This is a genomic window from Aquicella lusitana (genome assembly GCF_902459475.1).
Lineage (GTDB): Bacteria > Pseudomonadota > Gammaproteobacteria > DSM-16500 > DSM-16500 > Aquicella > Aquicella lusitana.
The window spans coordinates 276,458-301,700 of sequence record NZ_LR699114.1; the positions used below are offsets into that span (position 1 = coordinate 276,458).

The 25,243-nt window shown below is 38.2% G+C and carries 23 protein-coding genes; 13 read left to right on the top strand and 10 right to left on the bottom strand.

Features of this window, described 5'->3' with window-relative positions; all coding sequences use genetic code 11:
- Positions 1-54: 54 nt before the first annotated feature.
- Positions 55-888, bottom strand: coding sequence for a LysR family transcriptional regulator (locus AQUSIP_RS01275; RefSeq protein WP_114835479.1), 834 nt, complete (start codon positions 886-888; stop codon positions 55-57).
- A gap of 92 nt (positions 889-980) precedes the next feature.
- Between AQUSIP_RS01275 and AQUSIP_RS01280 the strand changes: the two genes are divergently transcribed.
- From AQUSIP_RS01280 to AQUSIP_RS01295, 4 genes are all read left to right on the top strand, one after another.
- Complete coding sequence (locus AQUSIP_RS01280) at positions 981-2,162, top strand: aminotransferase class I/II-fold pyridoxal phosphate-dependent enzyme (protein WP_114835480.1); 1,182 nt, start codon at positions 981-983, stop codon at positions 2,160-2,162.
- Entirely contained in the window at positions 2,155-2,532 is a 378-nt protein-coding gene (locus tag AQUSIP_RS01285) for a class I SAM-dependent methyltransferase (RefSeq protein WP_170131895.1), read from the top strand. The genes AQUSIP_RS01280 and AQUSIP_RS01285 overlap by 8 nt, the downstream gene beginning before the upstream one ends.
- Before the next feature lie 63 nt (positions 2,533-2,595).
- The gene (locus AQUSIP_RS01290; protein WP_114835482.1) at positions 2,596-2,943 is read left to right on the top strand and encodes a hypothetical protein; all 348 of its coding nucleotides are present in this window, start codon (positions 2,596-2,598) and stop codon (positions 2,941-2,943) included.
- Positions 2,944-3,014: 71 nt separating this feature from the next.
- Positions 3,015-3,860, top strand: a complete 846-nt coding sequence (locus AQUSIP_RS01295; RefSeq protein WP_114835483.1) for a hypothetical protein — start codon at positions 3,015-3,017, stop codon at positions 3,858-3,860.
- Between the two features lie 41 nt (positions 3,861-3,901).
- Here AQUSIP_RS01295 and AQUSIP_RS01300 read toward each other — a convergent pair whose 3' ends face one another.
- The 4 genes from AQUSIP_RS01300 to AQUSIP_RS01315 form a co-directional block, all read right to left on the bottom strand.
- Positions 3,902-4,441: a hypothetical protein gene (locus tag AQUSIP_RS01300; protein WP_114835484.1), complete on the bottom strand. Its 540-nt coding sequence runs from the start codon at positions 4,439-4,441 to the stop codon at positions 3,902-3,904.
- A gap of 15 nt (positions 4,442-4,456) precedes the next feature.
- Complete coding sequence (locus AQUSIP_RS01305) at positions 4,457-5,767, bottom strand: hypothetical protein (protein ID WP_114835485.1); 1,311 nt, start codon at positions 5,765-5,767, stop codon at positions 4,457-4,459.
- Positions 5,768-5,985: 218 nt separating this feature from the next.
- Positions 5,986-7,632, bottom strand: coding sequence for an ankyrin repeat domain-containing protein (locus AQUSIP_RS01310; protein WP_114835486.1), 1,647 nt, complete (start codon positions 7,630-7,632; stop codon positions 5,986-5,988).
- 371 nt (positions 7,633-8,003) lie between these two features.
- Complete coding sequence (locus AQUSIP_RS01315; RefSeq protein WP_114835487.1) at positions 8,004-8,738, bottom strand: glutathione S-transferase family protein; 735 nt, start codon at positions 8,736-8,738, stop codon at positions 8,004-8,006.
- A 244-nt stretch (positions 8,739-8,982) separates the two neighbouring features.
- Between AQUSIP_RS01315 and AQUSIP_RS01320 the strand changes: the two genes are divergently transcribed.
- From AQUSIP_RS01320 to AQUSIP_RS01345, 6 genes are all read left to right on the top strand, one after another.
- Complete coding sequence (locus tag AQUSIP_RS01320) at positions 8,983-10,158, top strand: ISL3 family transposase (RefSeq protein WP_148326074.1); 1,176 nt, start codon at positions 8,983-8,985, stop codon at positions 10,156-10,158.
- Positions 10,159-10,467: 309 nt separating this feature from the next.
- A complete protein-coding gene (locus AQUSIP_RS01325) occupies positions 10,468-11,700 on the top strand; it encodes an integrase family protein (protein ID WP_114835472.1) in 1,233 nt (410 codons plus the stop codon).
- A 17-nt stretch (positions 11,701-11,717) separates the two neighbouring features.
- Entirely contained in the window at positions 11,718-12,398 is a 681-nt protein-coding gene (locus tag AQUSIP_RS01330; RefSeq protein ID WP_114835473.1) for a hypothetical protein, read from the top strand.
- Between the two features lie 82 nt (positions 12,399-12,480).
- Positions 12,481-12,759, top strand: a complete 279-nt coding sequence (locus AQUSIP_RS01335; protein WP_114835474.1) for a helix-turn-helix transcriptional regulator — start codon at positions 12,481-12,483, stop codon at positions 12,757-12,759.
- A 1-nt stretch (position 12,760) separates the two neighbouring features.
- Positions 12,761-14,323: a hypothetical protein gene (locus AQUSIP_RS01340; RefSeq protein ID WP_114835475.1), complete on the top strand. Its 1,563-nt coding sequence runs from the start codon at positions 12,761-12,763 to the stop codon at positions 14,321-14,323.
- 138 nt (positions 14,324-14,461) lie between these two features.
- Complete coding sequence (locus AQUSIP_RS01345; protein WP_114835476.1) at positions 14,462-14,860, top strand: DUF5681 domain-containing protein; 399 nt, start codon at positions 14,462-14,464, stop codon at positions 14,858-14,860.
- Positions 14,861-14,963: 103 nt separating this feature from the next.
- On the opposite strand, the gene AQUSIP_RS01350 is transcribed toward AQUSIP_RS01345, so the two are convergent.
- The 3 genes from AQUSIP_RS01350 to AQUSIP_RS01360 are packed head-to-tail and all read right to left on the bottom strand — an operon-like array spanning position 14,964 to position 19,307.
- Positions 14,964-16,208 (bottom strand): restriction endonuclease subunit S, encoded by a 1,245-nt coding sequence (locus AQUSIP_RS01350; protein WP_114835477.1) that lies wholly within the window; start codon positions 16,206-16,208, stop codon positions 14,964-14,966.
- A complete protein-coding gene (locus tag AQUSIP_RS01355) occupies positions 16,201-17,826 on the bottom strand; it encodes an HsdM family class I SAM-dependent methyltransferase (protein ID WP_114835478.1) in 1,626 nt (541 codons plus the stop codon). Before AQUSIP_RS01355 ends, AQUSIP_RS01350 begins: the two co-directional genes overlap by 8 nt.
- Complete coding sequence (locus AQUSIP_RS01360) at positions 17,823-19,307, bottom strand: type I restriction enzyme subunit R domain-containing protein (RefSeq protein ID WP_197737805.1); 1,485 nt, start codon at positions 19,305-19,307, stop codon at positions 17,823-17,825. The genes AQUSIP_RS01355 and AQUSIP_RS01360 overlap by 4 nt, the downstream gene beginning before the upstream one ends.
- 296 nt (positions 19,308-19,603) lie before the next feature.
- Here AQUSIP_RS01360 and istA point away from each other — a divergent pair, with 296 nt between their 5' ends.
- The gene (gene istA / locus AQUSIP_RS01365; RefSeq protein WP_170131899.1) at positions 19,604-21,121 is read left to right on the top strand and encodes an IS21 family transposase; all 1,518 of its coding nucleotides are present in this window, start codon (positions 19,604-19,606) and stop codon (positions 21,119-21,121) included.
- A gap of 16 nt (positions 21,122-21,137) precedes the next feature.
- Positions 21,138-21,884 carry an IS21-like element helper ATPase IstB gene (gene istB, locus AQUSIP_RS01370; RefSeq protein WP_114835531.1) on the top strand — a complete coding sequence of 249 codons (747 nt, stop codon included), beginning with the start codon at positions 21,138-21,140 and terminating at the stop codon, positions 21,882-21,884.
- Between the two features lie 57 nt (positions 21,885-21,941).
- Here istB and AQUSIP_RS01375 read toward each other — a convergent pair whose 3' ends face one another.
- Together AQUSIP_RS01375 and AQUSIP_RS01380 are read right to left on the bottom strand one after the other, a co-directional pair.
- Positions 21,942-23,510: a type I restriction endonuclease gene (locus AQUSIP_RS01375; RefSeq protein ID WP_114835501.1), complete on the bottom strand. Its 1,569-nt coding sequence runs from the start codon at positions 23,508-23,510 to the stop codon at positions 21,942-21,944.
- Between the two features lie 2 nt (positions 23,511-23,512).
- A complete protein-coding gene (locus AQUSIP_RS01380; RefSeq protein WP_114835502.1) occupies positions 23,513-23,701 on the bottom strand; it encodes a helix-turn-helix domain-containing protein in 189 nt (62 codons plus the stop codon).
- A 287-nt stretch (positions 23,702-23,988) separates the two neighbouring features.
- On the opposite strand from AQUSIP_RS01380, the gene AQUSIP_RS01385 reads away from it, so the two are divergent.
- On the top strand, positions 23,989-25,215 hold the full coding sequence (locus AQUSIP_RS01385) for an AAA family ATPase (RefSeq protein WP_114835503.1): 1,227 nt from the start codon (positions 23,989-23,991) through the stop codon (positions 25,213-25,215).
- Positions 25,216-25,243: the final 28 nt, after the last annotated feature.

Below are 25,243 nucleotides of genomic sequence, written 5' to 3' on the forward strand. Positions count from 1 at the left end.
CCAGTGGCCCAGAAAAATCAGAATGGATGGCCCAATGTTACCGGAATAGGTGGTCTAATAAGGTCGGAATACACACTGCTGCAGCCGGGTATAAAAACTCTGGCTATAATGTAGAAGATAAACCGGCAGCGGCAATGGTTTTTTGCCGCTAACGATTTCAATTCCATTCAGTTTGCCAGCAATATGAAAGGGTACAACCGCCCGTCCCAGACCCTCTTGCACGCCCGTGATAATTAAGTAAATGTCATCCAGATAGCTTCTCTGCCACCGTTCGGGTGGTTTATTTTGGATTTTGAAAAATGCTGTTGTTGTTGTGTCTTCCTCGTCATGGTCAAGATAAACATCTTCGCGAAATTTTTTTCCCTGTGGCTGAATAAGCACGTATTCTTCGTGCCCCAGTAAAATATTTTCGATGCCTTGTTTATCAATGGGACGTGTCATAAAAATAAAATCAGCCTGGCCGGATTCCAGGAGGTTGGGTAATTCACGTAATTCCTTGCACATTAACTCAATCTGTAATGCAGGGTGCTTCTGGATCAATTCGCCCAAAACCGGCACGAGGACAGATTGTGTGATGGTGGAAAATCCAGCGATGCGAATGATGCCGGACAGTTTTTCTGTACGAGGAGTCTGGATGTTTGCCAGAAAATCCGCTTCCAATGATTCTTTCAATTGACAATAGCGGAGGAGTCTTGAGCCTAACTCGGTGAGTCGGATGCCTGTTGATTCACGAATAATCAGCGTTGAACCCAATAACTGCTCTAGATTTAAAATGCGTTGAGACAAGGCGGATTGCGAGATATGAAGTTTATTTGCCGCCCGTGAAAAACTATTTTCTCTTGCTACGGCAATAAAAGCGTCAAGTTGTAAAGAGGAGAGGCTTGTCATTTGTCATTAGTTTAATCGATAGCAATATTAAATCAATTAATTTTATTTAAAAACTATCTTTTTGTATTTTTATAAAAAAAGAGGAGATAGCGATGGTTATTTATTCAACGCTGACGGAAATTGAAATAGCGGGTCTTGAAAGCCAGTATAATTTTGCTGATGGACATGCCTATCATGATTTAAGCCCTTCGCAGCGGGGAATTGTGAGTCGCCTTAATGAAATCTGGATCACTAGTAGTGCGCGAAAGGTGAAGGAAGCGGAGTGGTTGTACCAGGAGGCTTTTTGGCGATTGGCCGAGTCACCTTCTTTAAAGAATTATCCATACTTTCGTATCTGTCCTACTGCATCTAATTCCATAGATATGGTCGCTGCCTGGCTTGCTGAAAAGTCACTGGGTGTCGGTTTGCTTGAGCCAACCTTTGATAATTTATTTTTGATTTTAAAAAGACGTGGCGTGGTTGTGATTCCTTTGGATGAGAATGATCTTTACGCAGACGGAATTTGGCTGACGATGGCAGCCCATCATGCTGATGCTGTTTTTCTAGTGAATCCGAATAATCCTACAGGACGGACGCTGTCTAAAGATCAATTTGTTTCAATTGTTGATTATTGTGTTAGTCATCAAAAAATTTTATTACTGGATAATACATTCCGATTTTTTATGCCAACCGAGTATGATCAATATCAATTGCTTATTGATTCCGGTGTGACTTTCATTGCTATTGAGGATACAGGCAAGGTTTGGCCAACTCAGGATATGAAAGCCAGCCTTCTTATTTATTCTTCGGATATAGCGCGAGAAATTGAAGCTATCTATGAGGAAATTTATCTTTGCGTTTCTAATTTTACATTGGGAATTTTGACCGAATTTATTGCCGATACGAAAAAACAAGGCTTGGATAATGCGATATGGAGAGAAGTCGCAAGCAGGAGAATGCTTTTCAGGCATGCAATCGAGGGCACCTGTCTTAGTGTCGATCCACTATCGCTGAATTCAAGGTTAAGCGTCGAGTGGGTGAGGTTAGAAGGCATATTCAAAACAGATCATGAAATCATGGCTTACTTTATGACAAAAAATCTGACGTTTTTGCCGGGCCGCAATTTTTACTGGAGCGGGCGGCACGAAAAGGCATCATTACAACACATTCGGTTTTCACTGCTTAAACCCATGCGGCAATTTTTAGCAGCTGTTAATACCTTATGGTCCGAGCTAAATGAAGCTAAAGCAAATTTTAAGGGACACGATCAGTGTAGGGCATGCAGTAATGAATAAAATAAATTATCCTTTAGGCCACCTCGCTGATGAGATTAATCGTCTGGAGTCACAGGCAGACTTGTTTGATGATCCCTTATTGGCTGAATTCGCGTTAGTTTCAAAAGATTGTCTGGAGATAGGGGCGGGGGTCGGTTCTACTTGGCGAAGGTTGCAAAAAATCAATCCCGGTCTGTGTTATACCGGAATTGATTGCTCATCGGAGGCAGTGATGAAAGCTCGGTCACTGCATGCTAATACAAATGTAAATTTTGAAATAATGGATGCGACTCATCTCAGTTTTAATGATCATTCATTTGATCTTGTTGTCTCTAAACTTGTTCTGTGGTCCATAGGCAGAGACTGGCCAAAAGCAATAGAAGAATCGTAGCGGGTCTTGAAGCCAGGGGGTATTTTTTATGCTTTCGAGCCTTTTGATAAAGGCGTTGTTTTTATGCCGCCCTGTCCCACACTGGAGTGGTTGATAAATAAATGGGATAAGGCGTCCACACTGGCAGGCCTAGACCCTTTTATTGGTCCCAAAATTCCCTTGGCAGCATTAAAGGTGGGTTTTAAGCAAGTGCAAACGAAATTTTTTCCTGTTCTTGCGTTATCCTTGGATAAGAAAAAATACAGTGCGATCAGCGATAATTTAAAGCATTTTTATTTCAGTTTTTCGCCCGCTAATCCACTGCGAACGGTAGAGCTTTCACTGCAAGCGCAAGCGCTAAAAGAACTTGATTCTGATGGCGATAGACTAATTATGGATTCATTTTTTGTAACATGGGGATACAAGTTGTAACCGAAAGAAAATTAAATTATACTTCACGGCCGAATAAGGAGCTTTACTTTTAGCTACAAGGAGCAGGGAAGATGCATACACGTTCTGCCCAATTATCCGCTTCATCCGGCATAGATCAATCTGTGCTTCAACAAACTTTGAAAGATATTAATAATCAAATTGTAAAACTCAATGAGCTGCAGGCCAAAGCTGCCAGGTTAACGCCGGGGCAAATCACGAGCTTTGCGCTAGTCGCTTTTATGTGGCTTGGCATGGAAATTTTTGAAAAGTATATGACTAATGGCTCTTCTGGGCAGGAAAAAATAATGGAAGATCTTTTCCAGATTTGCGCATTCTATTTTGTAACATTTTATGTGCATGACAATAAAACCGATACCGCTTGTTCTGATTATCCGCCTTATTTTTTGGATTGTAATACGCCTTCTGATGACTATACACATCCGCGATGTCAGGCGATACGCAATAATTTCTGCGAAGTGCTGAGTGCTTATAAAGGTGAATCCATTGAAGCCAATAGAAAAAGCTGGGGAATTAGCAGTGCCTCTCAAGCTTTAGGTATTGTTATTTTCGCAACGATCCTTTTTAAAATGTTTAATCGTTTACAAAACAGAGAGGAACTTACTTTAAGTGATTGCCTGACCCCCGAGGCTTTAGATGAATTAAAGCAGTTTGGATCAGAATTAGGTGTCCTATTTACACCAAGCATGAAAATAGCTGATGCAAAATTATGGCTATCAGATAAAAAAATGGAAATATATAGTCTGATTATGCCTACGCTGGCTGGCACAGTTCAGTCCTCACCAATATCAGCGCGACGATCAAATAACAATAGTGCGAGCATAGAAGATACCATTGTTGAGATTGCAAGCAAGGAAATCGATTTGCTGCTAAAAGAAAAAAATTGCAATAAAAAATAATCTGCCCAAATGGTTATTCAGGCTGAATAGAATCAAAATTTTTACAGAGGGTGGCTTTTCACATGAATGGAGTTTTGAGGGCAGATACTGTTAAATAACTCATTGCATACCTTTTCTGCTTCAGTTTCGCGGCCATACAAATTGCCTAACTTGATTAAATCATGTTTTTTTGCATTCCAATAATCATTGTTTAATTGATCAGGGATAAGACTGGCCGTAAGCTTTTTAACAGTTTCACTGTCATATTGATGTAATTTCATGGCCAAATTAAGATATACCAGCGTGTTGAAAGCAAATTGTCCGGTTTCGTCATGCTGATTTTCCATTTTGCTTAGCATCCTTTCAGCAACGTTAACATACTGGATTAAACCAGGCGTTCCATAAAAAATCGCTATTTTTTGAGCCAATTTCATGGCTTTTAAAAGAGAGGCATGTTCAGGATCTTTTGATCGAAGTATTTCCATTACCATGGCATTAAGCCTGTAAGGGTTTGTTTCGACGATGCTAGATAAGGATTTATCCGCAAGCGTGCCGGCAAATAAAATATTAGAATAAAGCGGCTTGGCTGGTTGAGAAAACATGCTGTCCTCCATTCATTACTTAACAATATTCTGATTTTTCAATTCAATTTCAATCTGCCTGAGTGCATCATAGTCTAAGCTAATCCTGCGTATCGTTTGGTTTCGCGCAATGCTATTATTGCTTTCATCAGTCAACGCAGCAAGTTCTTTGTAAAATGTCATCACTTCAGGTGTGAACATAGATGATCTTACTTTCCTTTTGGCCAATTTAACTATTTCGCCGAGCATTGCTTCCTTGCTTTTGGTATCGGCTAACAAGGCTTGCAGTTCTCTCATAAAGCTGGGAGGCGTGTCGGATGTTGTGTTAAAACGCTTTTGCCAGAATAGTTTATTTTGCACTAGGTATTTTAATTTATCCAAAACAGCATTGTCATCCAATATCTCCGTAGAATCCTTATGTTCTGACACGGATGGTTGTAGCTGAAGGTTAAGAACATCTGTGTTTGATGTGATAGCAATTAATTCATTGTCGGGCATGTTTTTTAACAAGGCGCGCATTCTGTTCTGGTAATCTAAAAACAATATCTTGACAGAGACATTAATCTCTTTATTCAGGCTAGAATCGTGATCCTTTACTTTTGCCAGATATCCCACAAAAGTAGTATTTAAACCCGGCAAAACGTTCATGATTTCGCTTTTATGTTTTGTCATATAGAATTCTAACCAGCTAATGCTTTGTGTGTTCCAGACAAGCTGAGGAGGCATTTCGTCCCAATGAAGTGCATATAAATTTGTGTCATTTTCGTGCTGGAAGTTGGATATTCTGTTTTGAAGATAGCTAAAAATATCAATGCGTGAACTTTGGCAGAGTTGATCAAAAGCAAATATATGACAGCTTTCATAATCTTTTTGTGGATTAAGTTGAGGGTCTTCTTCGCTCGGCATATATATTTTAGTGAAGAAAATATCTCCGTCAGGATCAGTAATATCAATTAGTTTATTAATGCCCATCAAGCCTCGGATATCGCCGCCGGCATCAAATCCAAGGCATTCTTTGCTTGCTTTTGAAAGCAAGATGTCTATACCGTAATAATGTTGATCGTGTTTGACAAGCAGCTGGATTCTGATGGGTTTGTCTGTTAAAGGTATTGTCTGTATTTTTTTGATCGTTTTGATCAAATCATTAGCTTCGATGACCAGGCAATTAAAACCATCTTGGCCTGCCTCAAGGCGTCGTTTGTTTTCATCATAGACAAGAAGCCGCATCGCTTCAATTGACAGCGGAGGCGTTGTGTTTTTATATTCTGCCCGGGCCTCAGACTCCAGTTTGCTTCTTAAATCAATGGCGGCTTCATTTTCAACAACTGATTGCGGCCGGTCATGCATACAAGTTACCCTCGTTTTTATTTATAAATAAGATTATAGTTGTTTTAAATCAATCTAGCGGAATGGATAGTTAATGCTATGATTAATAAATATTTTGTCGTATACAGAGAAATATTTTAAAATTAACTCGCTTTATGCTTAAAAGATAATGGTATTAAGATTTTTATAATCAAGAATTGGTTAACCCATGGCATAATTTCGTGTTTGTAAAAATGTTATTAAAACGGGGTGATCGGCCTTAGATTTGATATTTCCGTTTCGAATAATTTTTTCGTGTCATATTTTTCAGGTATGTACCCAGTATGATCAGTAATAGTTATATCCGCTCCCCTTGTCAAAAGAACTTGAACGCATCGCTGATACTTTGTCAGCTGACTCTCATTTTTATTCGCCATTTTTATGGCTTGATGCAGTGCTGTGCTTCCGTCTTTCAATCTTCTGGCATTGGGATTCACACCGCAGTTCAGTAGCCATTCTAAGTCTGAAGCATTACCTTCTGTTGCTGCGCGAATAAATGCTTCTTCTAATGAACTGCTTCCCGATAATCCATCTATTTTATATTTGACAAGCAGCCTTTTTTTATGCAGTTCACCGCCTGCAAAAAATCCATCTTTTGCTAGGCTGCCTTTCTCTTTCAGGTATGCTGACCAATTTGCATACTGTCCAGGTTGTTTAGGTTCGGTTATTTTTCTTGCAACAGAGGGTCCCCAAACTGTTCCCTCATAGCGGGAATCCGTAAGTATCAAGTTATCCGGGACTGTAAAAGGCGTATTGCCGCCTACTTCGCCAAAATGGGAAGCCATGGTAGAGAAATATTCCATGCAAATGTCATAAATTCTTTCGTCAGTGATATCAAGATCATCGTAACTCAGGAATCCTTTCGCCAGGCCAATCTTTTCTTTTGCGCGAAAAATCATTTGTGACATTGCCTTATAGTGACTGTCAAGCAAGTACGATTGAAGATTAGGCAATCCTAGCGTTTTACCAAAACATAATAAGATGGAATTCATAACAAAAGGAGAACGGCAACTGTAATTATATGTTGCTGGATCGAGCGGATTGCCGGACATGCATTGTGTATCTTCGACTGTATCAAGTACTTTTTCCCAAAGACTGAAACCCAGCTTTGTTTTTACTAAGACTAATATCTCTAATAACTGGGGAAAGCTAAGTACTTTTTGTGAATCTAGTTTTAAATCAAGCTCACCTTGTTTGGCGGCATCAGCTAATGCTTCCACCATAAGTCGATGTGAATAAGAACCGTGTAGTACGACACGGCTGACTTGTTTATTTTCTGAAAAAAGGTAGCCATTAGCGATTATTTGGTCGGCTATCGTGCTGCTGATGAATTCCATGAATTTGACGGTATAACCATTGGTATTTATGCCACGCTCTTGTTCTCTTTTTAGCAACAACTCATCGAGTAATTTTCTTTTCTTTTTTGGCGAAGATGAGGGTGCGCCTGGTATAAAGTTGCCTCTTCCTGCTAATAAATACGAAGGAGATGAAGCATTATCCAAAATAGAAACGTTTTTTTCTTGCATTAATTTTTCTAATGCATCGTCCAGACTTTTAAGGTGTTGTGCAACTTTTAATGGATCATATGCAATTTTAAATATTTGATTAACAATATTTGCAATCTCTGTAGCAGATACGGTACCAAATGAGAATTGATCTGGAACGATCAGTTCATCAGGGTTTATTACCGGAGAAGAGGTGCTGGGTGCCTGAATGACGATCGGTTGATCAACGATTACGTAATCAGGCTCTGCCTGGCATTCATTTATAAAATCCTTTTGCTTGAATTTGGCATCTTGAGTAAATTTTTTCACGCGTTTGGTAACGCTTACTGAATTTGAAAACATACGCTTCTCGTTTTGTGTGTCTGCGATGCAGGCAGTATAATAATTTGAATAACATATATTTTATCCAAAATGTATGAACTGATTATTAAAATAGGGTTAACACAGGCTTTCCAAGGGAAAGTAATGCCGTAAGATGACCTCATTTAGCTGGATTTGGGCTATTTTTAATGATGCAAACTGCTAATTTAAGCCCTTCTTAAGCTTGGTCTAGCAAAATTTAGAATATATTTATAATAATTATGAGCAAAATCCGCAGTCGATCTGCTTGAGCAATCGGATAGAAATAGAATGTAAGGCTGCCGTTCAATCTGGTTTGCCATCAGGTTAAGCTTATTGAAGCTTAAGCATAAAATATTGCTTATGGTTTACAACTAAATCGTGCTCACTAAATTAAATGGTTTCGGTATTTCTGAATAAAATGTATCCCAGATTCTATCGCAATAGATAAGTAAATTTTTATTAGTGTGCAGATGTTTTTTTAAAGCATCTTCATATGGTAACCATGCAATATTTGCCAGAAAGCTAAATGCTGTTGCGTCAATACGGGTGATCTTATCTCCAAGAAAATATTTTTTTTCAGCCAGGGTAGCAGCTATCGCATCCAATGTCTTATTTCCCATATGCAGAATTTCCGCATAACTATGTCTCCCCATTCCCTGCAAATAGAGTGCTTTTTTCACCTTATTACGCACCATGTTGGGAACAATCATTTTTGCGAGGCTTGGTAATTTAGTAAAAAAAGAATGGCGCAAATGAGACCATCCATTCTCATCTTGCCAGCGTAAATAAACCATTATCCATAGTAGCCGTTCTGAAAAAGTGTTATCAAGTAACACTGCTAAAGCCTTTTGCTCGCTATTCAAATCGTTACTAGAGGGATCACCAAATCTATTAACCAGATAATCGATAATTAATTCGCTATCGGCAATAAGTTCATCATTTATTTTAATAAATGGCAACTTTGCCTTCGGAGCTTTTGAAGAATTCATAACCAGTTTAACTTCATAGGGAATTTTAAACATCCGCAAATATGTTTCAACTTTCAGGCAAAAAGGGCTTGCATTTGGCAATCCCCAAACACTGGGAAATTGATATAATGTAATCATTTGAGATATTCCTCTTTAACGGCTTGGTTGGTGATTTCAGAGCTCCAGGGAACTATCGGTTACGCTTCAGTATTTATCCGATGTATCATTAAACATTATTTTGTGCAATTGCTTTGTAAAAGCAATAGAGAGAAAATCGCAATAATTAGTGTTCGAAAATAGGGCTCTACCCCAAATAAGGGGGCATTTTAATCGTAAATAACATACCTTACTTGTTGAATGGACAAGGAAAAGGAGATTAAAAATGCCCCAAAAGGATATTATCCTAAGTTTACCCGGCTTTACCATCAAAAATGTCAGTGGTCATAACCCGATAATTATTGATGTTCATTATCGAAACAAACCACGATGCCCAGCTTGTAATGGCAGGAACGTGCGCAAGAAGGCTAGCTTCATTCGGCGTGTTCGTCATGAGCCGATAGGGCATAGACAAACAGTGTTGCGCTTTAAAGCTTATAAACTCTATTGCCATACCTGCCAGCGTTACTTTAACCAGCAGTTCCCTGGTATCAATAAGTATCAGCGAGCAACAGAACGCCTGCATAATCACCTTTATCATCGACACACGGAAGGTGTTTCGCAACAGTCTCTCGCTCGTGACTTTAAAATGGGTAAAGCAACCATTGAGCGCTGGTACCATCAGCAATATGTGCTTGCTCACAAAGAAATTGATGTTCGACACTGTCCAACAGTGCTTGGCATTGATGAGCATTTCTTTAGTAAAAAACAGGGTTATGCCACCACGTTTTGTAATCTCAGAAAACATAAAATATTCGACATCGTTAAAGGTCGATCGGCAAAAGATTTGGCAAGCTATTTAGATCGACTACCCGGAAAAGATCGCGTAAAAGTCGTCTGTATTGACTTAAGTAGCACATATCGAAGTATCGTGCATCAGTATTTCCCTAATGCCAAAATCGTTGCTGATCGCTTCCATGTGATTCGACTCATGCACCATATGTGTATGCAGACTTATCAGGAAATTGATCCCAAAATGAAAAATAAACGAGGGTTATTAGCAGCACTCAGAACTAACCCAGACAATCTCACTTCAGACAGATTGAAAAAGCGTGATCAGTATTTAAATGAGCATCCTGCAACTGCTGCCATATACCATTTTAAACGGCGCTTGCATCGATTGTTAATGAAAAAAACAGTGTTCAAAAGTCGTTGCCAGCGGCTAATTCCAGTATTTTTAAAAATGGTTACAGCATTGAAACAGAGTCCATTTAAACGATTAGTAACGCTTGGCAAAACACTTTATCAATGGCGTGAGGAGGTGGTACGTATGTGGCGATTCACAAAGAACAATGGAATAACGGAAGGCTTCCATCGGAAGATGAAATTAATACAGCGACGAGCATATGGGTTTCGGAACTTTGAAAACTATCGGTTACGTGTTAGGGTGCTGTGTTCGTAAATGGTGTGCCCCCTGAAATGGGAAAGACCCGGGAAAGACCCATGTAATGGCGTTATTGGGAAAGACCCACTTACCGGCGAGAAACACTCGAACCTCTTGATTCAACACTGGGCCCACTAGGACTTGAACCTAGGACCAAGGGATTATGAGTTCAAAAATGCGAATATTCTGTACTCTTCTCTAGCCTTAAACTGTTTGAAATTCCCAATTAAATCAAATACTATCACGACGTTTAATCCTCAGCTCCATGACTGAGTTTGAAATTGGCTTCCTACTATAGTCCTACTAAATGAAAAGGGCACCATCGAAATGGCGCGTATTAAATTATCAAAATCTAAGGTAGATGAGCTGCCATTTACTGAACAAGCAGGTGCGCAGGCTTTTTATTATGACACAGAGCTTAAGGGTTTTGGATTGAGGATAAGTAACAAAACCAAGACGTACATTGCTGAAACAAAGGTGCAAGGTAAGACAGTCAGGGTGTCATTAGGTAGGCATGGCGTGGTGACAGCGGAAGAGGCTAGAAAAGAAGCAAAGGTTCAATTGGCAGCCATGACGAAAGATGTCAATCCGAACCAAGTGCAGCGCGAAAACCGTATTAAGACTATCACCCTTAATGAAGTGTACACGCACTATATGGCTGCGCGTAAATCATTAAAGCCAAGCACAAAGCGTGATTATAAAACATGTATTGAAGTGTATTTGAAAGATTGGATGCATAAACCCATGCTCGATATCACGCGCGATATGGTTGAGAGCAAACATAAAGAAATCAGCGAAAAAAGTGAGGCAAGGGCGAATTTAGCAATGCGATTTCTGCGAGCATTATTTAATTTTGCTGCTGAATATCGCGATGCTAAGGGACGTGTTCTTATTGCGGATAATCCTGTAAGGCGACTATCTGCCAAGAAAATATGGAATAAAATAAAGCTGCGAAGCAACTATATTCAGCCTCATCAACTCAAAGCATGGTGGGATGCAGTTTGGGCACTAAAAAATGATCCAACTAGAGGTAGTACGCAAGATCGTGAGTCAGTTCGTGATTACTTGCTGGTATTGTTATTCACCGGTTTAAGGCGCGAAGAGGCACTGTCTTTGACGTGGGATAATATTAATTTTGAATCAAAAACTTTAAAAATATTTGATACTAAGAACAGGTCCGATCATGAGTTACCTTTGTCTAATTTTCTCTTTAATTTGTTCATGCGGCGCAAGAAAGATAACACCTGTAATTGGGTATTCCCAGGTAGTGGAAAACTAGGGCGTATTATTGATCCAAGAAAATTGATGCAAAAAGTAGAAGAAACCTCTGGTATCTCATTTACCAGCCACGATATGAGGAGAACATTTGCAAGCATAGTTAACATGTTGGGCGATTCAATTAGCTATTATACTGTTAAACGCCTGCTAAATCATAAATCCTCCGATGTTACTGCAGGGTATATTCAGCACAATCCGGAAAAATTGCGTGAGGCAATGCAGGCGGTGTCAGATTTTATATTGAAGAATGTAACTGTTTCGGCTGCTATAGAAGCTGCCTAATCAATAAGGAAAAGCATATGCAAAATATAACGCCAGATTATAAAAATCTGTCATTAAGGGATGGGTTGCTTGTAGAAGAGTTTTCGTTCCTTATTTATGAGGTTGACCCGAAATTGTATGTGGATGCAAAAAAGTACGACATGAGCATAGATTTTAATTTCAGTGATTTGGGGTTACCTCGATTGGTAATCCCATCTTCTTTAGAGGGTATGCTTGACGAACAGAAAATTAAGTTGATTGAAAATGCATATATTATTCTTGAAACAGTAAATTGGAAGGAAAAGTATAAGGGGCATGTTGATAAAAATTCACGGTTAATACATCCGTACCTTTTGGTTCGAGAGGCGCAGTTGAAGGATCTTCCTATTCCTGAAGTTTTTTTTAATTTTATTGAAGAGAGACGACTTAAAGAAAGTGAAATTGGATTATTGGAAGGAAAAGGTAAATCTTCAAAAAGATCACAGGCGCATATTTCTAGGTCTGAGAATAACAAAAATGCTCTTATTGCGGCTATGGCTTATGATGGCTATAACAATGCATTACGTAAACTTGATGGGCTTCCTGAAATTTTGGAAAAAGTGACTGATGAATTAGGGCGCCGTGTTGGCAAAGACACTATTAGAAAAATACTAAATGATGCATCGAGTTTTATACCTGATAAATTAGCAGGCGAGCTATCTAATAAAAAAGCTAATTAGCTTTTACGAATTCTAATTAGCGCCAATATCTATTTTAACCCTCCAAGATAGGACTTGTTTTTAAACAATAGGAACAAGTCTTATGAAATCTGATCGTAATAATACTGAAATGTACCGAGCTCGCTTGTTGCAAGAATTTCAATCCGCGCCGTCTGAAGCGTGGTTCGGACAAGAAGTTGTTGCAGCTATTAGAAATTGTTCTGAAGCCACCATCGAGCGTGATAGATGGTCTGGTGGAGGGGTGCCGTTTGTTAAATGTGGGCGAAGTGTAAGGTATAGCAAGTCTTCAATTTTGGAATGGTTGGCAAGCCACAAGCCTGTTAAATCAACAACGGAAAGTGATGCTAGGGAGGGTAATTAATATGGATAAGACTCAAAACAAAAGCCCCCAGTCTGTTACAGCAGATGTGAGGGCAAATGAAAATGTAATCAAAATCAATGATACTGCACTTTTGAAGAAGGAACAAACTAAAGCCCCGAAAGCTAGTGAGGATGACGGTAAGCCAAAACCGAATAGCACAGCATTATTGTTGGAGCTTGTGAAAAACGGTGACTTTTTTCATGACGAGCAAAAGAAGCCGTACATTACTATCGAGCATGACAACTATGTAACAACATTAGAGATTGATAGTAAATCATTCAGGGATTGGTTAGCCAATGAGTGCTGGAAAGTTTACGGCAGGCTTGCGAATAGCCAAATAGTAACTGATGCATTACAGATAATGAAGGGAAAAGCTTGCTTTGAAGGGCGATGCCTTCCTGTTTTTACGAGAATTGGCTCACTTAACGACAAGATATACATAAATCTGGGTGATCAACAGTGTCATGTTGTTGAGGTTTCGGCAAGTGGATGGGTTGTACTGAATAAGTCTCCAATCAAATTTAAACGAACCCAATGTATGAATCCACTGCCAATACCTACTCCTGGTTATGGCGATATTAATCTGCTCTGGCAGCATTTAAACGTGCCGGAAAGACAGAGACCACTTGTTTTAGCCTGGCTTATCGATTGTTTTATTACTAACACACCATTCCCAATTTTGGTGTTAATGGGCCGTCAGGGTAGTGGTAAAAGTAAAGCACAAGACAAGCTGCGTCACTTGGTAGACCCTAGTGTTGAGAACTTAAGAAATGCACCTAAGTACCGTGATGATATTTTAACGTCCGCAGCAAATAATTGGCTTGTGTCATTTAATAACGTGAGTAATCTGACTAATGATAATCAGGACGATTTATGTTGTTTGTCTACTGGTGGTGGTTTTTCAAAACGTCGATTTTTTAATGATAATGATGAAGTGGTCGTTAGTATAAAGAGACCGGTTATTCTTAATGGTATCGATGATCTTGTTACTAGGCAGGACTTGCTAGATAGGTCGGTGATTATAAGTCTTCCGGAAATAGACCCAAAGATGAGAAAAACGGATGTTGGCCTGGACAGTGCTTTTTTAAAAGATTACCCAGCAATATTTACAGGCTTGCTTGATGCGCTGGTGGCTGTTCTTCGTATATTGCCTACTGTGCAGCTATCGATAAAGCCACGCATGGCTGATTTTGCACATGTTGGGGCTGCGCTTGAAAAGGCGGGTATTGTACCAGTAGGTGTCTTTTTTGATGAGTATAAGAAAAACTATTCTGACAATATGCTTGCTTCACTGCAGGCATCGTCGGTAGCTCTGGTTCTTATTGATTATATGAAAGAGCGTCAATCAATTTATAGCAATTATGCTGGTCTATTAAAGGCACTAGACATCTATCGTCCGCACCGTGCAAGTGATTGGCCATCTTCGCCAAAAGATTTGGCGGCCACTTTGAAACGATTGGAACCTGCTTTGAGGTTTGCAGCTATATTTTTGCGATTTGATAGCAAGCCAAAGAACAATGGGTACCATGTTGAAGTATTCAATATGAATTTATATAAGGAATAGTCAATAAATACGTTCACCATGTTAACTAACTTCATTGACATAATGAGTCGCGGTTAACTTGGTGAACATGATGAACTTGTTTATGAAATTTATATATGTGTGCTTCTGTTAAATACAGGAAAAATACAGGGGGTAAATATGCAATTTAAACCAGGTGAAAGTGGAAATCCTGAAGGGCGACCAAAAGGGTCGTTGAATAAACGGACTCAATTGGTAAGGCTACTTGAACCGAGAGCTGAAGAGTTGGTGAATAAGATGGTTGAGCTTGCTCTTGGGGGTGATAGTAATGCGTTGCGTCTTTGTATCGAGCGTTTAATTCCTAAGGCAAGCAGTAGCCCTATAATTGCTGCGTTACCTGATTTGGATATTAATAAAGCGGGCTCTTCGATTGAAATAATAACAGAAGTAATGAAGCAAATGTTAGCTGGCGAGGTATCGCCTGATCAGGGTAAGGCAATCATCAGTCTGATTGAGGATTATAGAAGGATGCTAGATAGTCGTAAATCATCATTTTTCTTAGAGCCTGATGCTTTTTAGTGAATTTTTATTCAATAAATTGGGGTCGGTTGTACCGATCAGTTGAATTAAAGCATTGATTGTACGTTTGGGACTAATTAACTGTTATCAGCTCCCACGCACATTAAAAACTTGTAGATGCTGATTTAGCATTGCTTGCTTCATAATTACCTACCAACACCTGTTTATTCATTAGCATAGGGAGAAGCCAATCTCGGAGGTTAGATAATTGATTATTTTCAACCTGATTCTTGGCGCACATCATAATTGTGGGTCCTAAAATAGAGCCAAACAGTTCAGCAATATTATTATTATATGCAATAGAGTAATCCATCATTACAGCAGGATTGACTCTTTTATGGCTATTAGATGTGCCTGTTGCAGATTGTGTGCAGTATGTTACAAATGAAGTGTCTCTTGCAATCATGTATATATAATTTTTAATCGCGGTATTTCTAGCTCTCCAAACTACAAACTCAGTAGAACAAATTAAATCATCCATCTTGGTTGGAAAAATTACGCGACGAAACCATGGATTTAATTTGGAAACAAGTATATCTGTGTTCGTGACAATATATTTATTACTTTTTATTTCTACACCTTTCTCAATTTTAAAAGTACCTGACTCATCAAATGCTGGAATGCTATAGTGTTTGAATTCCTTATCAGGATAGTCCATGGGGTTCAGCGATTCATTGCTGATGTCTACAATGTCTGCTAAATTTTTTGCTTCCCATTCTGCTGGAATTTCTCTTTTTAATTTTTTATTCCATACCATTTTCCCGCCACTAGATTTGTATGGGTTGCCATTTTTATCGGGAAAATCAAATTGTATAAACCAATAATTATATAGAGTCCTAGCAAAGGTTTCTAAAGTATTGTTAATTCGGATATTTATATCAATTTTAGAATCCAATGGTGAGAGTGCCGCCGCAATTAATTTCTGGGTAGAGGGTAAATAATTAGGTATGTGGAATTTCAATATTTGCGATTTCTCACCGCGAGGCATTTTGGTGCCTTTTGAACCTTTCATCATGTGATGAAAAAAATCATCTCGGAAGAGAGAGTAGTATAGGAATTTAGAATCATACCCATTTTTAGATTTGAAAACTAAAACATCGGGAGAACATCCACCATCTTTGGTGGCAAACCAAATCTTTTTTAAATAGGGACGTATGTTAGCAACTAGAATATCACCTTTTTTAAATGCAATGAGGGTTGCATTTGGTAATTTTAAAGCTGAAACAATTCCACCCTTATTCGGTAGCATATTATCTGTAGTGACATAATCCTCTTTGCTAATATTAGAGGAATGAATCCTATCTTCGGAGTAAAATGCAGCATCGTCTAAAATTACGTATTCACGCATGGAATAGTTTTTCCAATTGTTTTTTGATATCAAGTTCAAGTTGATGTGATTCAGCAAAAAGGCAGTCTATATTTGATTTGAAAGAAGACATCTTGGCGTGAAATTCATCGGCAGTTATATCAGTATATTCTATTTTAACATCGAAATATTGACCGGCACTAAAAGAGTAAGCCTTATCTTTTATCTGTTCATATGAAACAATCACTGTAAAATCTTCTTTCGCTTCATGGCTCTTAAAGGTATTAATAATTAGATTTTCTTCGTCAACAGATAGAAGTGTTTTGTTATTTTTTCCTTCTTTAATTGTGGTACCCAGTTTAGATGCATCCATTAATACAATGTCACCTTTGGTATTAGCCTTATCAAGAAATAAAACGGAAACATTCGTTCCTGTTGTGGCAAAAATATTGCTTGGCATAGACACTACACCCCGTAACATTTTATTTTCTACAAGCTTTTCACGAATTTTGCGTTCAATCCCACTTTTTGCAGTAATAAAGCCAGTAGGTACTACTATAGCTGCTTTGCCAGTAGGTGATAATGAGTAGATTATGTGCTGAATGAATAGGAGGTAAATTTCCATCTTCTCTTTATCTTTGTCTTTTATTTTTGGTATCCCTGCAAAGAATCGATCGTGGTTTTGTTTTGAATCTAGAGTGTCTCGGTAATCACTAAAGTCTAATTTGAAAGGTGGATTTGAAATAATGTAGTCAAAAGTCATAAGTTTATCGCCAGACTTATGATAAGGATTAAGTAAGGTGTTACCTTGTATAATATTTTGAATTGAATGTACTAGATTATTTAAAATTAAATTCAGTCGTAGCATGCTGCTCGATTTTTGTGAGATATCTTGAGAATATATGGTGCAGCGATCTTCGCCAATCGCATGAGCTAAATTCATCAGTAAAGTTCCTGAGCCTGCAGAAGGGTCGTAACAGGTTACATTGCTGACCGGTTTGTCCACTAAAATTGACGCCATAATTTTTGATACCGCATGGGGTGTGTAATATTCTGCATATTTTCCTCCACCATCTTTGTTGTAATCTTTGATTAAATATTCAAAAATAGTAGAGAAAAAATCAAATTTTTGATTGAAAATCTTTTCGAAGCTAAAATTTACCAATGGGTTAATAATCGCTCGACAAAAGTTGTCGCGCTCTGAGCTATCTGTTATGTAATTACTTAATTCATCAAATAGAATAATTCTTGCACCAGTACCGGTTTTAACGGAAAAAATATCATTATTGAAAATAGAAATATCTCTCAGTGTGTCATCAAATAATTTGGCAAATTCCTCTGAATTTTGTTTATTGTGTAGATAAGATAGGTAATGTTCCCGTTTTAGTTTTGCGCTATCTGGACTCATCCGATAAAGAAGCATTTCGTATTCATTATCAGTATATTTTGCAATTTCTTTTTCCCAACTCTCAGCATTCTTTAATCTGGAATCTAATTGCTTTACTTCATATCCAAATTTGTCATTCATGAACTTGTACAAAAACATTTGCGTTATTATTTTAAATTCATTTCCATCATTACCTAGACCATAGGAGGTACAAACACCTTTTAGGCTATCAATCAATTTTTTTGTTTGAGCAGTAAAATCTTGTGTTGTCATCTATGCGTTCCTTGGTATTCGTTTATGTATTCTTTAACTAGGCAATGGTTGATAAATCTTGCAGATTCAGGCTCCAGAGTGATCTGCGATTTTTTGAAGCTATCAATAACCATTTTCATCATCATGCTTTCAAAATAGCTTTCATTATCTAAAAGACGAGAATTTGTTAAAACTTTTTCATCAGTCTGTTTTTTGATATCACTAAGAGTTTCATGAATTTTTCTTTCTTTATCGCATATGGATTTATTTTCCAATATCCGTTTATGTACGCGTGCATATTTCGCATCGTATTCATATTTTGCTTTTAATAAATTATTTTTACGGTTCAGTTCCGAGATTTTGCTGTATATTTGTTCTAATGTGCCAATATTTTCTTTCATTTCTTCTTGTGTTATTTCATCAAGATTCTTTTTGTCAAATAATCGTTTCAGTTCATCATAGAGCGATGCAAATTGCGGGTCGATTTGATCAAAGTTGTCACATAAGGCTTCGCGTGTTCTGCGCAGAGTATTTTTAAGCTGATCAGCGATTACTAATTCGTCTTCAGAAACTTTACGAAACATAAAGAAAATATTTTCTAAAGCGACATTCAATAAATTAGTAGTGTCTACATTGTTTTGTACTGAATCTTTCAGATTCAATAGATCAAGATGTCTCGCAGCCTCATTATAAAGTTGATTAATTTTTTTAAAATCCAATTTTTCTAATAACTCGAAATGACCATATAAGCGAATAATATTATAGAGATTTTTTGCGCTTTCTAATGCTTTCTTGATTTCAAGTATTTTTTTGCGATCTTCAATTTGATTAATCTGTTGTGAAAATATTTCAGCGTTACTTATATCGTAATGAAACAATGTTTCTTTGATATTTTCTATTTCTTCCTGTATTTCTTCTGCAGATTTAAAGAGATTCGAATAGGTTTGAATTTCATCGCCTAATTCTAACTGGAGCTCATCAAAATACGCTTTATTCGTTGTGTCGAATTCTGTTCGTATGTCTGCGAAATCGACTACAAATCCATATCTAAAGTCTTTATATGGACGATTTACTCGTGTTAGTGTTTGCAGCAGGTTATGGTCCTTAACAACGCGTCCTAAATATAGTTTTTTAAGTCGTTTAGCATCAAATCCGGTGAGCAACATGTTATATACAAATAACAGGTCAATTCTTCCTGCTTTAAAATCGCTCACTTCTTCTTTTCTTTCATCTTTAGACCCTACATGATGAAGAATCAAAGAAGCAGTTAGGCTTTTCTCATGTTTATTTCTATATGTAATGTATTCGGTTGGCTGTTCAGCGACTTTTAGATATTGCGGTACTTCTTCAATAGTTTTTTGAGTAGGATTGTATTTGCTTATGAATATTTCAAATAATTTCCTTGCTTGTTCAGCGCTATCACAGACAACCATGCCGCCAATTGAATGGTCGCCGAAGCGTATTCGGCTCTTAACGAAATCTTGAATAATATAATCCAGCATCGGTTCTACAAATCGTTCGTGAGCGAAGATTAGAGTTTTATTTAGATGGCCTTTTAATACTTCTATTTCTTTTTGTGTATTCCGACCTTATTAGACCACCTATTCCGGTAACATTGGGCCATCCATTCTGATTTTTCTGGGCCACTGGTTCTGGCCGTATTGGATCATCTGTTACGGGACATTGGGCCAGTGATTACGGCGTCATTGGGCTACTTACCAGCTCACGATAGTTTATTTTTTATACAATATCCTCTTGTTTTCAAAGCGAGGGGGTAGTAATCGTGAGATATATAAGTATGCGTAAAATCAGTGAAGTTTTAAGGCAATACCATGAGTTAAAATGCAGCCATCGAGTTATTGCAAGAAGTTTAAATATTGGAAAGACAACCGTTACAAGATACTTAGAACGGGCGAAAGCAGCAGGAATTAATTGGCCTTTGCCGCAATCGATGACAGAAGAAGATTTATACAATCGTCTTTTTCCATCTGCTGTAAAGGTCTCAAGACAGAAGGCATTTCCTGATTGGGAACGGGTCTATAAAGAGCTACGCAAAAAGGGCGTGACCTTACAACTACTCTGGCGAGAATATCGCGATGTTCAGCCGGAGGGCCTGGGTTATTCCCAATTTTGTACCCACTATCGAGCTTATCTCAAGGCGACATCACCCATCATGCGGCAAGTACACAAAGGTGGTGAAAAAACATTTGTAGACTATGCGGGCATGACAGTACCTTGGATTGATCCAGGGACAGGCGAAATTCATGAAGCACAAATTTTTGTAGGCTGTTTAGGCGCATCACAATTTACTTTTGCTGAAGCAACTGCCACGCAGCAAATACCTGATTGGATTCAATCACACGTCAGAATGTGGGAATATTTTGGCGGGGTCAGTGAAATCGTTGTACCAGACAATTTAAAAGCGGGTGTAAAAAAATCTCACCGCTATGATCCCGACATCAATGCAAACTATCAGCATGTGGGCGAGCATTATGGTTTTGCCATTGTTCCTGCGCGTGTTTATGAAGCAAAAGACAAAGCAAAAGTTGAAAATGCGGTTGGTATAGTTGAAAGACAAATTCTTGCGCCAATGCGGCATATCACTTTTACGAGTATTGCTGAAATTAACGCAGCCATCAAACCTCGTCTTGCTGTCCTTAACAATCAATCCTTTCAAAAAATGAAAACATCAAGACGGGCATTATTTGAAGAAATAGATAAATCAGCGCTAAAGCCACTGCCACCCGAAAAATACCAATACGCCGAATGGCAACACGCAAAAGTTCATATCGATTATCATTTTGTATTTGACGATCATTATTACAGCGTGCCGTATAAATATATTCATCATGAAGTTGAGATCCGTGCTACAGCTAACACGGTGGAGTGTTTTTATGAGAGAAAACGTATTGCTTCACATCCACGCAGTTATCATCGGTATAAACACAGCACCATCAAGGAACACATGCCGCCTGCACATCGTGCACATGCGGAATGGTCGCCAGACCGCATGAAGCGATGGGCAAATAAAATTGGCCCGCATACGATGAAGTTTATTGATCGCTTAATCGCCTCGCGCGCGTTTCCAGAACAAGCTTATCGCGCTTGCCTTGGTGTGCTTCGCCTAGGCTCAAGATATGGCGAAAACCGTCTTGAAAAAGCCTGCGCTATCGCCAATGAATCTGGTGCAACACGTTACAGCCAAGTCGAAGCAATATTAAAAAACAAACTTGATACTGTTCCCAATTCTCATTCGACGAATACGCCTGTTATTTCGTCGCATGGAAATATCCGTGGTTCTGACTATTACAAATAAAACTGGAGATAAAAAGATGTTAACTCAACCAACGTTAGAAAAACTAAGAGCGCTAAAATTATCTGGAATGGCAGAAGCTTTTTGTGAACAATTACAAAAACCCATGCCTGATCTGGATTTTGAAGCTCGCTTAGGGTTGTTGATCGATCGTGAATGGTATTTGAGAGAAAACCGCCGCTTAAACAGACGGCTTGCACAAGCAAAACTTAAAGCTCAGGCTTGCATCGAGGACATTGATTTTAAACATACCCGCAATTTAAACAAAACTGTCGTACAAGAACTTGCCCGAGGGCAATGGATTCAACAACACTTGAACTTACTGATTACTGGGCCAACGGGTTGCGGCAAAACTTATATTGCCTGCGCGCTTGCACATAAGACTTGCTTGATTGGCATGTCTGCGCGTTATTATCGACTCCCACGTCTTTGGCATGAATTAAAAATCGCAAAAGCAAATGGTAGCTATGCTAATTGGCTCGCACAACTAGCAAAAATTGATGTTCTTATCTTAGATGATTGGGGATTAGCAACTCCTGACGATGACCAACGCCGCGATCTGTTAGAAATACTTGATGATCGCTACCAACGAAAATCAACTATCATCACCAGTCAGTTACCAATCACACATTGGCATGAACATTTGAATGATGCCACTCTTGCAGACGCTATCCTTGATAGATTAATTCACAACTCAATCAGATTGGAATTAGATGGCGATTCACTTAGAAAAAAACAAAAATCTTTACAGACCGATGAAGTTTAACAGATAATGCCGTCGTGACTGGTAAAGTTGTCCCAATAAACCGGAATCATTGTCCCCTTACGGACTGGAATTAATGGTCCTTTCGATCGGAATACACACTTTTAAAGCTTTTTCAAGCTGCAGCCGATAGTTGGTTTCTATGCCCTCACGTATTAGTCTCAACGTGTAACCATCTGCTATAGATGCGTTGTAGTAATATTTATGAATATAATTCCCAAAAATATCCTTCGTCCGTCGGTCATTGCCTATTAAAGGCGTTCCTGTCAAACCTATCAAAATTGCATTTCTATAGGAGTTAAATAAATTTGCTAAAAAGCTACCTGACGGGTTATAGCTTCTATGAACTTCATCAAGAAAATATACGCGTTGTGTATTTAAATCATAGTCATTTTGGGTTAGAACGTCGGAATCTTCTTTGAACTTTTGGATATTTACTACTGTGATTTCACGTTTTCCAGCTAGGTTGCGGATCGCTTGTCTCAATCTGAAATCTTTTAACAATTCATCTTTAGTGTTTACAGTGTGTACAGTTAAGCCTCTGCTCGTAAATTCAGATTTTGCTTGATTCATGAGATCAATACGATCAACTATGAAATAGAATTTTGGAATTATGTTTTTACGTTGGAAATAATCTGTTAGATAGTGGACATTAAAGTAAGCAAGAGCTGTTTTGCCGCTTCCTTGTGTGTGCCATATAATTCCTTTTTTTATACCATTATCGATTGTGTGTTCTATGGCTTTGGTGGCAAATAGCTGGGGGTAACGCATTATATGTTTTTCAAGGCCGTTTTCAGTGTACACATATGCAAAACCATACCTCAATAACATTGCAATACGATCCCTATAAAAAAGGGACGTTAGTATTCTATTGGTAGGTGAGTTGGGATTTTTATTAGTGTGAAACTCAGGTGAGTGCTTAATTGCTGTAAGATTGTTGTCTTTGAGGATGAAATTCTCCAGTTCATTATTTTCTGGTTTGAGAATAGCTTCTATATCAAGTTTTTCTTCGTCTCTGAAACAATTAAAATTCGCATGAGAGTAAGAAGTAGATGAATAGAATGCTCCTTGTATCGGTTCAATTGATTCAATGTCATATTCCATGTTGTTGGAAAAAACAAGGAGTTGAGAAATGTTTACGAATTTGCGAAATTTTTTGTTCTTGAATCTGGAGTTTATTCTTTCTCTCTCTGCAAGTATTCCATCTGGATTATTAGGTTTCTTTACCTCAACAAATGCGAGAGGTATTCCATTGATTAAAATCGTAATATCGGGTCTGAATTCATCGTCGCCATTTTTATAGGTCAGCTCAGTTACAACGTGAAACGAGTTATTGTTGAAGTTTGCAAAATCAATTAATTTTGGTTCTGTAGTGGATGTAAGCAGATCAAAAAATGCTTTTCCCAGGTCTTCATTATCTAAAGCCAGTGTTATATTTTCCTGAAGCTTTTTAACGTCAGATTTTTCGATTTCTGGATTTATTCGTAGAATGCTCTCTGTAAAAATATCAGTAAATATATTTGTGTTGTTATCATATTTTGTTTTAGATAATGGGAGATAGTTATATCCCAATCTGCACAAATGAAGTATCGCCGGTATTTTTACTCTTGTGTTTTCGTTAAACGACATCTTTAAACATCCTCGGAAGCATTGCCGGATAAAACCCAGGCATCAACCTCATTTTGATTAAAACGCCATTGCTTGCCGACACGATGGGCGGGAATGCGTCCTTTCTCAAGCCAGCGATATATTGTTATCGCGGCAACGCCTAAATGCTTGGCGATTTCACTTACTGTCATCCACTTTTCAGTTGTGCTCATATTGAGTTGAGCCTTACTTATATTGGTTTTTTATGGTGTGATGATTATCAAAGATAAAATATGATAAAACAAGACGAAATTGGTATGTGGTTAAACATATACCTAATTTCCTTTTGATCGGATGAGAGCGGCCTGATTTATTAGCAGGTAATCCGCTTCTAATTTCCGGTTAAAATGCGTAACTATATGTATTAATAAGATTTTTATAATTTAATACTTGTTTATTGCAATCTATAAATTTATAGTTTACTCTAAATTTATATAAATCACTAAATGACCCTAAATCTATGACAACAGTTGTATTTGATAATCCTTTTCGTCCTGGCGCAGGACACAAGCCCCCTTATCTTGCCGGTAGAACGCATGAGCAAGATGAGGTAAGAGCTCTTCTTAAGCAGAAAATTGTAACTCAAAATATTGTGTTAACAGGGTTGCGGGGCGTTGGTAAAACTGTGTTACTCGAATCATTACAGCCCATAGCAGTGCAGGCGAATTGGTTGTGGGCTGGTACAGATTTATCTGAGTCAGCTAGTGTGACGGAAGAGACTCTTGCGGTCCGAATTTTAGCTGATATTTCAAGGATAACATCTACCTTGATTATGGCTGAAAGAACCATGCCTCCTACGATTGGCTTTACGCCACAATCAGAAAAGGTTTCCGAGCCCATCACTTATGATCACTTATATGATCTTTATTTAAAAACCCCAGGGCTGATATCAGATAAATTGAAGAATGTGTTAGAGGTCGTTTGGCATGTGATGCCTGACAAGGAGAAAATTCAGGGTATCGTATTTGCTTATGATGAAGCGCAAAATTTAGCTGATCATGCAAAACAAAAACAATATCCTTTGTCATTGCTGCTGGAGGTTTTTCAATCTTTACAGAGAAAGCAGATTCCATATCTCTTGATTTTGACAGGATTGCCAACTCTATTTCCTAAGTTGGTTGAAGCAAGAACTTATTCTGAGCGAATGTTTCATATTATTTTTTTAAAACAGCTAACCGAGGAAGCAACGAGGCAAGCTATTACAAAACCAATAGAAGATGCAAACTGTCCATTGAAATTTTCATCGGAGGCTGTTAATAAAATTGTAAAGCTTTCCGGTGGATACCCTTACTTTATACAATTTATTTGCAAAGAAACTTTTGACCTTTGGATAACTAAATTACGTCAGGGCCAAGTTCCATCAATTCCTGAAGAAGATATTATTAGGAAACTTGATTCTGATTTTTTTCAGGGACGGTGGGCAAGAGCGACAGATAGGCAGCGTTCACTATTGCATGTTATCGCCACTTTGAAGATGACCAATGATGAATTTACAGGCCAGGATGTGGCGGAAGCTTCAGAGAGGTTATTATCTAAACCGTTCAGTCCAAGTCGAGTAAATCAAATGTTGGTTGCTCTCTCAATGATTGGTTTGGTGTATAAAAATAGATTTGGTAAATATTCTTTGGCAGTTCCTTTATTAAGTGAGTTTATTTTGCGGCAACCTCCAGTTGTTGATGGGGAGTGATTATTTTTTAAAATGGATGCCGCAAAGC